The following is an 11,761-nucleotide window of genomic DNA, read 5'->3' on the forward strand; positions in this document are numbered from 1 at the left end:
ACCGGACACTTCACCGCCGGTGCGGTCGGCAGGCCCTAGGGTCGGGTGTCATGCGTCGGATGCGGGTGCTGATCCTGGCCGCCGGCTTATTGGCGGTCGCGTCGCTGACCGCGTGCGGCGGCGGGGCGCTGAGCCCCGAGCTCGTGGTGGTCAATGGAGGTGAACCGCCCAATCCGCTGATTCCGACCGCCACGAACGACAGCCTCGGAGGGCGGATCCTGGATCGGCTGTTCGCCGGTTTGGTGTCCTATGACGCCGCCGGCAAGCCGTCGCCGGAAGTGGCGCAGTCGGTCGAGACGACCGACAACGCCAACTACCGAATCGTTCTCAAGCCCGGCTGGAAGTTCACCGACGGCTCGCCGGTGACGGCCCATTCGTTCGTCGACGCGTGGAATTACGGGGCGCTGAGCAGCAATGCGCAACTGCAGCAAAGCTTCTTCAGCCCGATCGTCGGGTTCGACGACGTCGCGGCCGCCAAGCCGAGCGCGACCACCATGTCCGGGCTGCATGTGGTCAGCGACCTGGAGTTCACCGTCCGGCTCAAGGCGCCGACCGTCGACTTCACGTTGCGGCTGGGACACAACGCGTTCTACCCGTTACCGGACGGGGCTTTTCGGGATATGGCGGCGTTCGGCCGCAACCCGGTCGGCAACGGCCCATACGAATTGGCGGACGGTCCCGACGGGCCGGCCTGGGAACACAACGTCAAGATCGACTTGAAGCCCAATCCCGACTACCGCGGCAACCGAAAGCCGCACAACAAGGGGCTGCGGTTCGAGTTCTACGCCAACCTGGACACCGCTTACGCCGACCTGCTGTCCGGCAATCTCGATGTGCTGGACACGATTCCGTCCAGCGCGCTGACCATCTACAAACGTGACCTGGGCGGCAACGCCGCCAGTGCACCCGTCGCGGTCAGCCAATCGCTCGACACGCCGTTGCGGCTACCGCATTTCGGGGGCGAGGAAGGACGACTGCGCCGCTTGGCGTTGTCGGCGGCCATCAACCGGCCGCAGATCTGTCAGCAGATCTTCAACGGCACCCGCAGCCCGGCCCGGGATTTCACCGCCAGCTCGCTGCCCGGCTTCGATCCACACATCCCGGGTAACGACGCATTGGACTTCAGACCCGAACGGGCGCGCCAACTCTGGGCGCAGGCCAACGCGATCTCGCCATGGAGCGGGCGGTACTGGATCGCATACAACGCCGACAGCGGGCATCAAGAGTGGGTGGACGCGGTGGCCAACAGCATCAAGAACGTGCTGGGCATCGATGCCGTCGGCGCGCCACACCCCACGTTCGCGGGTTTTCGCACCCAGATCACCAGCCGCACCATCGATACCGCGTTCCGTGCGGGCTGGATCGGCGACTACCCGTCGATGATCGAGTTCGTGGCCCCGCTGTACGCCACCGGAGCGGGATCCAATGATGTCGGATACTCGAGCCCGGAGTTCGACGCCGGGCTGGCCGCCGCGGAGGCCGCCCCCGACCTGCAGCGGGCCGATGTGCTCGTCAACGCGGCCCAACGAATCCTGTTGCGTGACATGCCTGCTGTGCCGCTGTGGTACTACATCGCGGTGGTCGGGTGGTCGCCGCAGGTCAGCGGCGTCAAGCTCACCTGGAACGGCCTGCCCGACTACGAGAACATCGGCAAGGCCTGAGCCATGGGCTGGTACATCGCGCGCCGGATCGCCATCATGGTGCCCGTCTTCCTCGGCGCCACGCTGCTCGTCTACGGCATGGTGTTCCTGTTGCCGGGTGATCCGGTCGCCGCGATCGCGGGGGACCGCCCGCTCACGCCCGAGGTCGCCGCGCAGCTGCGGGCCCGCTACCACCTGGACGACCCGTTCATCGTTCAGTACCTGCGCTACCTCGGCGGCGTTCTGCGCGGCGACTTGGGCCGCTCCTACTCCGGCCTGCCGGTGAGTAGCGTTCTGGCCCACGCCCTTCCGGTCACGCTGCGGCTCGCGCTGATCGCCCTGGTCGTCGAGGCGGTGCTCGGCATCGGCTTCGGGGTGATCGCCGGCCTGCGCACCGGCGGCCTGTTCGATGCGGGCGTGCTTATCATCGGCCTGGTCATCATCGCGGTGCCCATCTTCGTCCTGGGGTTTTTGGCCCAGTTCGTCTTCGGGGTGAAGCTGGGCATCGCGCCGGTCACGGTGGGCGAGCGGTCGACGTTCGGGCGTCTGCTGCTGCCCGGGATCGTGCTGGGTTCGGTGTCGTTCGCCTACGTGGTGCGGTTGACCCGGTCCGCGGTGGCCGCCAACGCGCAGGCCGATTACGTCCGCACCGCGACCGCCAAGGGGTTGTCCCGGCCGCGCGTGGTGGCGGTGCACATTCTGCGCAATTCGCTGATCCCGGTCGTCACCTTCCTGGGCGCCGACCTGGGGGCGCTGATGGGCGGAGCCATTGTGACGGAAGGCATTTTCAACATCCACGGTGTCGGCGGTGTGCTGTATCAGGCCGTCACCCGGCAGGAGGCGCCGACCGTGGTATCGATCGTGACGGTGCTGGTGGGGATCTACCTGATCACCAACCTGGCCGTCGACCTGCTGTATGCCGCCCTGGACCCTAGGATCCGGTATGGCTGAGCCGTCGGCACGGCGCAGCGGCTTCTGGCGGGACACCTGGCGCGGGTTGCGGGGGCGCCCGAAGTTCGTCGTCGCCGGCCTGCTGATCCTGTTCATCGTGCTCGTCGCGATGTTCCCGGCGCTGTTCACCGGGGCCGATCCCGGCTACGCCGACCCCGCCCAGAGCCTGCTCCCGCCGTCGCGTGCGCACTGGTTCGGCACCGACCTGCAGGGCCACGACGTCTACGCCCGCACCGTCTATGGCGCGCGGGCCTCGGTCACCGTCGGCGTGGGGGCGGCCCTGGTGGTGTTCGTCGTCGGCGGCGCGCTCGGCGCGCTGGCCGGCTTCTACGGCGGCTGGGTCGACGCGGTGGTCTCGCGCGTCAGCGACGTGTTCTTCGGGTTGCCGCTGCTGCTCGCCGCGATCGTGCTCATGCAGGTCATGCGGCACCGCACGGTGTGGACCGTGATCGCCATCCTGGCGTTGTTCGGCTGGCCGCAGGTGGCCCGCATCGCGCGCGGATCGGTGCTGGCGGTGCGCGCCAGCGACTACGTCCTGGCTGCAAAAGCTTTGGGGCTGAGCCGCTTCCAAATCCTGCTGCGCCACGCGCTCCCCAACGCCCTGGGGCCGGTCATCGCGATGGCCACCCTCGCCCTGGGCGTCTTCATCGTCACCGAGGCGACGCTGTCCTACCTCGGTGTCGGGCTGCCGAGCACCGTGGTGTCCTGGGGCGGCGACATCAACCTGGCCCAGACGCGGCTGCGGGCCGGCTCGCCCATCCTGTTCTATCCGGCCGGCGCGCTGGCGATCACGGTGTTGGCCTTCATGATGATGGGCGACGCGCTGCGCGACGCGCTCGATCCGGCGTCCCGGGCGTGGCGGCCATGACCGGGGGACCGCTGCTGGCTGTCGAGGGCCTCGAGGTCCGCTTCGGCGATCAGGCCGCCGTGCGCGGCGCGGATCTGACGATCCTGCCCGGGCAGACCGTCGCGGTGGTGGGCGAGTCGGGTTCCGGGAAATCCACCACGGCCGCGGCGATCCTCGGGCTGCTTCCGCCCGGCGGCCGGATCACCGCCGGGCGCATCCTCTTCGACGGATCCGACCTCGCCGCGGCCGACCGCCGGACGCTGCGGGCGATCAGGGGCCGCGAGATCGGCTACATACCCCAGGACCCGACGACCAACCTCAATCCCGTCTGGAAGGTCGGCTTCCAGGTCTCAGAAGCGCTGCGGGCCAACACCTCCGATCGCCGGACGCGGGAACGCGCGGTGGAGCTGCTGGCCCGGGCGGGCATGCCGGACCCGGCGAAGCAGGCGGGTCGCTACCCGCACCAACTGTCCGGCGGCATGTGCCAGCGGGCGTTGATCGCGATCGGGTTGGCGGGCCGGCCGCGGCTGCTGATCGCCGACGAGCCGACCTCCGCGCTGGACGTGACCGTGCAGCGGCAGGTGCTCGACCACCTGCAGGGGCTCACCGGCGAACTCGGCACCGCACTGCTGCTGATCACCCACGACCTGGCGCTGGCCGCCGAACGCGCCGAGTCCGTGATCGTGATGCGCGCCGGGGTTGTGGTGGAATCCGGTGCCGCGGAGGCGATCCTGCGCGACCCGCAACACGACTACACCCGGCGGCTGGTGGCCGCGGCGCCGTTGCTGTCGGTCAAGAGTCCGGCCCGGCCCACGGGTCACCGGGCCTCCGGCGACATCCTCGTCGCCTCGGAGTTGACCAAGGTCTACCGCGAGCCGCGCGGGTGGCGGCGAACGCGGCACCCGGATTTCCGTGCCGTCGACGGGGTTTCGCTTCGGTTGCGGCGGGCGAGCACGCTGGCCATTGCCGGGGAGTCGGGTTCGGGCAAATCCACGCTGGCGCGGATGGTGCTCGGCCTGCTGTCGCCGACTTCGGGCACGGTCGTCTTCGACGGCGCCCGCGTCGACGCCGCACTGAGCCGGCAGCAGCAGCTGGACTTCCGGCGCCGGGTGCAACCGGTGTTCCAGAACCCTTACAGCAGCCTGGATCCCATGTACACGGTGTTTCGCGCCATCGAGGAACCGCTGCGCATCCACCGCCTCGGTGACCGCGGGCAGCGCGAGCGCGCGGTACGTGAGCTCGTCGACCAGGTCGCGTTGCCGTCGTCGGTCTTGGGGCGGCTGCCCCGCGAGCTGTCGGGGGGGCAACGGCAGCGGGTGGCGATCGCCCGGGCGCTGGCGCTGCGCCCGGACGTGCTGGTGTGTGACGAGGCGGTCTCCGCGCTCGACGTGCTGGTGCAGGCGCAGATTCTGGAGTTGCTGGCCCGCCTGCAGGCCGAACTGGGCCTCGCCTACCTGTTCATCAGCCACGACCTGGCGGTGATCCGGCAGATCGCCGACGAAGTCCTGGTGATGCGTGCCGGCCGCGTGGTGGAGCAAGCCGCCACCGAGGAGCTGTTCACCAGGCCGCGGCACGAGTACACCCGTCAGCTGCTGGAGGCCATCCCGCGCGCGCCGGTGCCACCGGGATAGGTTGGCAACCTGTGACGGCTGATCCACTGGCTCCGCTGATGGAGTTGCCGGGCGTGGCCGAGGCCAGCGACCGGGCCCGCGACGCGCTGGGTCGCGCCCATCGCCACCGGGCCAACCTGCGCGGCTGGCCGGTGACCGCGGCCGAAGCGGCGTTGCGGGCGGCCCGCGCGTCGTCGGTGCTGGACGGCGGACCCGTGCGGTTGGAAGACCTCGCGGACGCGGCGGGGGTGAGCGATCCGGTGTTCGGCGGGGCGCTGCGGGTAGCCCAGGCGCTGGAAGGCGGCGAGGGTCCGCTGGTCGGGATCTGGCGGCGGGCGCCGCTGCAGGCGCTGGCCCGGCTGCACATGCTGGCGGCGGCCGACCAGGTCGACGAGGACCAGCTGGGCCGGCCGCGCGCCGATGCCGGCGTCGCGCAGCGGCTGGAGTTGCTGGCGGAGTTGGTCAGCGGCGGCACGCAGGCGCCCGCGCCGGTGGTCGCCGCGGTCGCGCACGGCGAACTGCTGACGCTGCGGCCGTTCGGCAGCGCGGACGGCGTGGTGGCCCGCGCCGTGTCGCGGTTGGTGACCATCGCCAGCGGGCTGGATCCGCACGGACTGGGTGTGCCCGAGGTGAGTTGGATGCGGCAGCCCGCCGACTATCGCGACGCGGCCCGGGGCTTCGCCGAGGGCACCGCGGCCGGGGTGGGCGGCTGGCTGGTGCTGTGCTGCCGGGCGATGCGAGCCGGTGCGCAGGAGGCTCTGACGATCGCCGAGTCGCTGTCGGGTTGATAGCTGGACCGGTGACCGGAGGGCGGCGCAAAACGCCGCCGGACAATGCAAAGCGGGCGACGTCCCGAAGTATTCGGTCCGCCGCCCGCTAGCACGGAACTCGGTTACCATGCGTGCATCTCGGGGCTGCGTGGGTTGGCCTCGGCGATCTTGCGATGCTTCCGGTCGCAACCCCACCCAAAGGGCCGTCGACGCCGTCTACAATCCGCAATTACGCAGGCCCGCAACACTTCTGCCATTATCGCGGCTATGACTCCGCGTGGGTGCCGAGCACCGTGCTGGGCGCCCGGGTCGGGAGATCGAACCTTCTCTTCCGGATCGACCTAGGCCTCACCGGGCTTCCGTGGTTCCTTTGTACTACTAGACCCTTAACGCAGCAAGGCCCAATTTTGCGAAAGTTGCCAAGCGGCGCCGGAAATGCGTTTGCTGTGTATCCCCGGGCGCGGGCTAGAACGCGAAGCGGCGCAACAGCGAATAGGTGACCGCGCCGGCGGCCAGCGCACTGACGCCCACGGCTGCGGTCGTCGCGATCGCCGCACCCGACGGCGCCGGGATCCGGTCGCGCAGCGACACCGGCCGCGAGAAGGACAGCACGGGCCACCCACGCTCGACGGCTTCCCGGCGCAGCCCGCGGTCGGGGTTCACCACGCTGGGATGCCCGACGGATTCGAGCATCGGCAGGTCGGTGATCGAGTCCGAGTACGCGTAGCAGTGCTCCAGCGGGTAACCCTCCCTGGCGGCCAGCTCGTGGATCGCCTGGACCTTGCCCTCGCCGTAGCAATAGAACGCGATCTCGCCGGTGTACCGGCCGTCCTCGACCACCATGCGGGTCGCCATCGCGTGCGTGGCGCCGAGCGCCCGGGCGATCGGGGCCACGATTTCCTCGCCGGAGGCGGAGACCACGACGACGTCGCGGCCGCACAGCTTGTGGGCGGCGATCAGGTCCGCGGCTTCGGCGAAGACCAGTGGCGTGACGATGTCGTGCAGCGTTTCGTTGACGATCGACTTGACCTGTTCCACATCCCAACCGGCGACCATGTTGGTCATGTGGATGCGCATCCGGTCCATCTGGTCATGATCGGCCCCGGAGAGCAGGTAGATGAACTGGGCGTAGCTCGACTTGAGCACGGCGCGGCGGTTCAGCAGTCCCTGGTTGAAGAACGGTTTGCTGAACGCCAGGGTGCTGGACTTGGCGATGATCGTCTTGTCCAAGTCGAAGAAGGCCGCGGTGCGGGCCCGGGGAGTCGTGTGCTGCTCATCGGCCGGGTCGAAGACGGTCACGGCCCCAGCATAGGTCGGTGCTCCGCCGGCGCTGCGGTCTTGGGCCCGAAATGGCCGCTCAGCAAAGTGGGACCTACGGTAACGGCAGTGTTCTTGCGGCTCAACGTGTTCTTTCATAGAAAGAGCTATTGCGTTACCGCGGCTTGGCATGTGTATAGTAAGCATTACTCGGCCTGAGCCGAGGGTGCATCAGCCCGACCCCCCGGGGCTGATGCACGACGACCCTCGCCTCCTCCCCCCCTGGCGGGGGTCGTCCCTTTTCTAGGGTCAGTTCCGCTCATACGGACCGCGCGGCGCGGCCGCTCGAGTAGTTGCGGACATTCCCACCTCTGCGCGCCGGCCGACGTCTTTGTGCACACTCGCGTCTCTATCCCCAAATTCGGGGTTTGGGACTGGTGTCCAACATCGCGGGCCCGCAGAGTGGGCGCGTGACGAGCACACCTCAGCCCGAAGTGGCGACCGCCGCGGGCGTGCTGGCGGTGTTGGCGGACGCGGAGCTGCGCGGGGAGTTGGATCGGGTCGCCGCGGCCGTCGGCGTCCGCGTCGTCCATGCCGGCGGCGCCGTGAGCCGCAAGACGTGGTCCGCGGCCGCGGCCGTGGTGCTGGATGAAGCGGCGGCCGAGCGGTGCGGGCGGGCGGCGTTGCCGCGCCGCGCTCACGTGATCGTGCTGACGGCCGCCGAACCGGCGACCGCGACGTGGGCCGCGGCCGTCGCGGTCGGTGCCGGGCAGCTGTTGCGGCTGCCCGAGCAGGAGCGCGGGTTGGTGCGCGCGCTCGCCGAGGCGGCCGATGCGTTCGCCGACGACGGGCCGCGCGGCGACGTCGTGGCCGTGATCGGAGGGTGCGGCGGATCCGGTGCGTCGTCGCTGACGGTCGTAATCGCCCAGGCCGCCGCGGAGGCGCTGGTGGTGGACCTCGACCCGTGGGGCGGCGGGATCGACCTGCTGTTGGGCGCCGAGAGCGTGGCGGGCCTGCGCTGGCCGGACCTGGCGGTCCAGAGCGGCCGGCTCAACTGGTCGGCCGTGCGTGCGGCGTTACCCCGGCACGGGGGCGTCAGCGTGCTGTCCGGTACGCGGCGTGGGTACGAGCTGGCGCCCGGGCCGGTGCACGCCGTCCTCGACGCCGGCCGGCGGGGCGGGGTGACGGTGGTCTGCGATCTTCCCCGTCGCCTGACCGATGCGGCGCACGCTGCGCTGGACGCCGCCGACCTCGTCGTCGTGGTCAGCCGCTGCGACGTGCGCGCATGCGCGGCGACGGGTGCGCTGGCCCCGGTGCTGGCCGCCGTCAACCCCAACCTGGGATTGGTGGTGCGGGGTCCGTCGCCCGGCGGGTTGCGGGCGGCCGAGATCGCCGACATCACCGGGTTGCCCCTGCTGGCGTCCATGCGGGCCGAGCCGCGAGTCGCCGAGCAACTCGAGCGCGGTGGCCTGCGGGCCGGGCGGCGCTCCGCGCTGGCGGCGGCGGCGCGCCGGGTGCTCGCCGTGCGGCCGCGGGCGTCGTCCGGGCCGGCACGGAACGGTAGGGCCGCGTGAGCGGCTCGCTGATCGACCGGGTGCGCGAGCGGCTGGCGGCCGAATCCGGCCCGCTGGGGCCGAACGTCGTCGCCGCCGCGATCCGCGCGGAGTCCGGCGGGATGCTCGGGGACACCGAGGTGCTGGCCAATCTGCGGGTGCTGCAGACCGAACTGACCGGCGCCGGCATCCTCGAGCCGTTGTTGTGTGCGGACGGCACCACCGACGTCTTGGTCACCGCACCGGACGCGGTGTGGGTCGACGACGGAAACGGCCTGCGGCGCACGCAGGTCCGGTTCGCCGACGAGGCGTCGGTGCGGCGCCTGGCGCAGCGGCTGGCGCTGGCCGCCGGCCGGCGCCTGGACGACGCGCAGCCGTGGGTGGACGGCCAGCTGACCGGCATCGGCGCCGGGTTCACGGTGCGACTGCACGCGGTCCTGCCGCCCGTGGCCGTCGCGGGCACGTGCTTGTCGCTGCGGGTGCTGCGGCCGGCCAGCCAGGACCTGGCGGCCCTGACCGCGTCGGGCGCCCTGGCGCCCGAGGCCGCGGCCATGGTCGCCGACATCATCGCCGCCCGGCTGGCCTTCTTGGTGTGCGGCGGAACGGGTGCGGGCAAGACGACCCTCTTGGCGGCCATGCTCGGGGCCGTCGCGCCGACCGAGCGCATCGTCTGCGTGGAGGATGCCGCCGAGTTGGCGCCCCGGCATCCGCACCTGGTGAAGCTGGTCGCGCGGTGCGCCAACGTCGAAGGCGTCGGCGAAGTGGGCGTGCGCCAGCTCGTTCGCCAGGCCCTGCGGATGCGGCCGGACCGCATCGTCGTCGGCGAGGTGCGCGGCGCCGAGGTGGTGGATCTGCTGGCGGCCCTGAACACCGGCCACGACGGGGGAGCGGGCACCGTGCACGCGAACAACCCCGCGGAAGTTCCCGCCCGGCTGGAGGCGCTGGGCGCGCTGGGCGGTCTCGACCGCGCGGCGCTGCACAGTCAACTCGCCGCCGCAGTGCAGGTGCTGTTGCACGTCGGGCGGGATCGCAGCGGGCGGCGCCGGCTCGGCGAAATCGCCGTGCTGCGCCGGGTTGCCGGCCGGGTGCGGGCGGTCACCGTGTGGCATGCCGACGCCGGCATGACCGACGACGCCGCGCTCCTGCGCCGGTTGCTGCACAGCCGGATGCCGGCGTGAACGCCCCCGCCGCCGGAGTGCTGTTGGCGCTCGCGCTCGTCGTCGTTCCGTCGTCACCGCGGTACCGCCTCGCGCCCGTGACGTCACGCCGCCCATGGCGCCAGCTGGCCGGGCCGCGGGGGGCGGCCTGCCTCGCCGCGGGGGCGGTGGCCGCCGCCGCGGTGCTGCTGCCGTTGACGACGGTGCTGACCGTGGGCGTCGTGGGCGCGACAGCGAACCTGCGCTATCGCCGCCAGCATCGCATCCGGCGCGCCGTCGGCGAGGGCCGGGCGCTGGAAGGCGCACTCGACGTGCTCGTCGGCGAACTGCGGGTCGGCTCCCATCCGGTGCGCGCGTTCGCCGTGGCCGCGGGGGAATCCGCGGGCGCGGTCGCGGAGTCGTTTCGGGCGGTCGCTGCCCGCGCCAGATTGGGGGCGGACGTCGCGGCCGGTCTGCGGGCCGCGGCGCAGTCGTCGACCCTGCCCGCGCATTGGGATCGTCTGGGGCTGTGCTGGCAACTGGCCAGCGACCACGGCCTGGCCATAGCCACCCTGATGCGCGCCGCGCAGCGCGACATCGCGGAGCGGCAACGCTTCTCGGCGCGGGTGACGTCGAACATGGCCGGCGCGCGGGCGACCGCGGCGATCTTGGCGGCCCTGCCGCTGCTCGGCGTGCTGCTGGGCCAACTGATCGGGGCCCGGCCGCTCGCCTTCCTGCTCAACGGGCCCGCCGGCGGATGGTTCTTGGTCGTCGGTTCCTCCCTGGCGTGCGGGGGGTTGTTGTGGGCCGACCGCATCACGGATCGGCTCGGGTCGTGACGGCGGCGGCGGTGTTGCTGGCGGTGGCCGCGTGGATCGGTCCCGGCCCGGCACTGGTGCGGGCGCGTGCGCGGGCGCCGGTCCGCGAGAATCGGGCGCGCAGCGCGCTCGGCCGGGCGCGCAGCGAGGATCCGCTGGCGGTCGCATCCTGTTTGGACGTGCTGGCCGTGTGCCTGGCAGCGGGCATGGCGGTGGCCACCGCGGCGTCCGCCGCCGCGGCGTCCGCGCCGCCGGAGTTGGCCCGCGTCCTGCGGCGCGCGGCCGATCTGCTGGCGTTGGGCGCCGATCCCGTCGCGGCCTGGACGGTCACGGCCGATCCACGGGCCGACCTGGCCGACGCGCAGGTGGAGGCGCTGCTGCGGCTGGCCCGGCGCTCGGCGGCGTCGGGCGCCGCGCTGGCCGAGGGCGTCGCCGAGTTGGCGGACCAATCCCGCCACAACGCCGCGCACGCTGCCACCGCCACCGCCGAGCGCGCCGGGGTGTTGATCGCCGGGCCGCTCGGATTGTGCTTCCTGCCGGCGTTCGTGTGCCTGGGCATCGTTCCCGTGGTGGCCGGGCTCGCCGGTCAGGTATTGCAGTCGGGATTATGGTGAAGAGAAAGGGAAGTGTTGCTGCACAACATGTTTCGGGGCCTGGTGGCCCGTGTAACGGTTCTGGCGTCCGACGAGTCGGGCATGTCCACGGTCGAGTACGCCATCGGCACCATCGCCGCCGCCGCCTTCGGTGCGATCCTGTACACCGTCGTGACCGGCGACTCCATCGTGTCGGCGCTGACCCACATCATCGGTCGGGCGCTCAGCACCAAGGTCTAGCGGGCAGTGCGGGTGCCGGCACCGTGGAGGCGGCCTTGGGCGTGGCCACGCTGGTCGTCGTGCTGGTGCTGTGTCTGGCCGGCATCGCCGCGCTGTCGATGCAGGTCCGCTGCGTGGACGCCGCCCGGGAGGCGGCCCGGCTGGCCGCCCGCGGCGACGAACGGTCGGCGCTCGGCGCGGCTCGGCGCATCGCCCCCGCCGGGGCGCGCGTCGAGGTGCACCGCGACGGCGAGTTCCTGGTGGCCACCGTCGTCGCGCGTTCGGAGCTGTTGCCGGCGCTCGACATCGCGGCAAAAGCGGTCTCGGTCGCCGAGCCGTCGGCATGACCGCGGCTCGACCACCCTGG

Annotated in this window: 12 protein-coding genes; 11 read left to right on the forward strand and 1 reads right to left on the reverse strand. The window is 71.7% G+C overall.

Annotation, left to right across the window (positions count from 1 at the left end):
* Window positions 1–50: 50 nt before the first annotated feature.
* From A5713_RS18980 to A5713_RS19000, 5 genes are read left to right on the forward strand one after another with little or no spacing between them, the layout of a single operon-like run.
* The gene (locus tag A5713_RS18980; RefSeq protein ID WP_068097983.1) at window positions 51–1,661 is read left to right on the forward strand and encodes an ABC transporter substrate-binding protein; all 1,611 of its coding nucleotides are present in this window, start codon (window positions 51–53) and stop codon (window positions 1,659–1,661) included.
* Window positions 1,662–1,664: 3 nt separating this feature from the next.
* The gene (locus tag A5713_RS18985; protein WP_068097984.1) at window positions 1,665–2,591 is read left to right on the forward strand and encodes an ABC transporter permease; all 927 of its coding nucleotides are present in this window, start codon (window positions 1,665–1,667) and stop codon (window positions 2,589–2,591) included.
* Window positions 2,584–3,459 carry an ABC transporter permease gene (locus A5713_RS18990; RefSeq protein WP_067925225.1) on the forward strand — a complete coding sequence of 292 codons (876 nt, stop codon included), beginning with the start codon at window positions 2,584–2,586 and terminating at the stop codon, window positions 3,457–3,459. Before A5713_RS18985 ends, A5713_RS18990 begins: the two co-directional genes overlap by 8 nt.
* Window positions 3,456–5,069: an ABC transporter ATP-binding protein gene (locus A5713_RS18995; protein WP_068097997.1), complete on the forward strand. Its 1,614-nt coding sequence runs from the start codon at window positions 3,456–3,458 to the stop codon at window positions 5,067–5,069. Before A5713_RS18990 ends, A5713_RS18995 begins: the two co-directional genes overlap by 4 nt.
* An 11-nt stretch (window positions 5,070–5,080) precedes the next feature.
* Window positions 5,081–5,836, forward strand: coding sequence for an oxidoreductase (locus A5713_RS19000; protein WP_068097985.1), 756 nt, complete (start codon window positions 5,081–5,083; stop codon window positions 5,834–5,836).
* A 447-nt stretch (window positions 5,837–6,283) separates the two neighbouring features.
* Here the strand turns inward: A5713_RS19000 and A5713_RS19005 are convergent, their stop codons facing one another.
* Window positions 6,284–7,117: an HAD-IB family hydrolase gene (locus tag A5713_RS19005; RefSeq protein ID WP_067925231.1), complete on the reverse strand. Its 834-nt coding sequence runs from the start codon at window positions 7,115–7,117 to the stop codon at window positions 6,284–6,286.
* Window positions 7,118–7,596: 479 nt separating this feature from the next.
* On the opposite strand from A5713_RS19005, the gene ssd reads away from it, so the two are divergent.
* Genes ssd through A5713_RS19035 form a run of 6 tightly spaced genes read left to right on the forward strand, consistent with a single transcriptional unit; the run spans window position 7,597 to window position 11,741 of the window.
* The gene (gene ssd, locus A5713_RS19010) at window positions 7,597–8,649 is read left to right on the forward strand and encodes a septum site-determining protein Ssd (RefSeq protein WP_082973036.1); all 1,053 of its coding nucleotides are present in this window, start codon (window positions 7,597–7,599) and stop codon (window positions 8,647–8,649) included.
* The gene (locus A5713_RS19015) at window positions 8,646–9,806 is read left to right on the forward strand and encodes a TadA family conjugal transfer-associated ATPase (protein WP_068097986.1); all 1,161 of its coding nucleotides are present in this window, start codon (window positions 8,646–8,648) and stop codon (window positions 9,804–9,806) included. The genes ssd and A5713_RS19015 overlap by 4 nt, the downstream gene beginning before the upstream one ends.
* Window positions 9,803–10,603 carry a type II secretion system F family protein gene (locus A5713_RS19020; protein WP_068097987.1) on the forward strand — a complete coding sequence of 267 codons (801 nt, stop codon included), beginning with the start codon at window positions 9,803–9,805 and terminating at the stop codon, window positions 10,601–10,603. Before A5713_RS19015 ends, A5713_RS19020 begins: the two co-directional genes overlap by 4 nt.
* On the forward strand, window positions 10,600–11,196 hold the full coding sequence (locus tag A5713_RS19025) for a type II secretion system F family protein (protein WP_197516413.1): 597 nt from the start codon (window positions 10,600–10,602) through the stop codon (window positions 11,194–11,196). The genes A5713_RS19020 and A5713_RS19025 overlap by 4 nt, the downstream gene beginning before the upstream one ends.
* Before the next feature lie 12 nt (window positions 11,197–11,208).
* The gene (locus A5713_RS19030) at window positions 11,209–11,415 is read left to right on the forward strand and encodes a DUF4244 domain-containing protein (RefSeq protein WP_102419418.1); all 207 of its coding nucleotides are present in this window, start codon (window positions 11,209–11,211) and stop codon (window positions 11,413–11,415) included.
* A gap of 23 nt (window positions 11,416–11,438) precedes the next feature.
* Entirely contained in the window at window positions 11,439–11,741 is a 303-nt protein-coding gene (locus A5713_RS19035) for a TadE family type IV pilus minor pilin (RefSeq protein WP_082973033.1), read from the forward strand.
* Window positions 11,742–11,761: the final 20 nt, after the last annotated feature.

The organism is Mycobacterium sp. E2497 (genome assembly GCF_001668695.1).
Taxonomy (GTDB): Bacteria; Actinomycetota; Actinomycetes; order Mycobacteriales; family Mycobacteriaceae; genus Mycobacterium.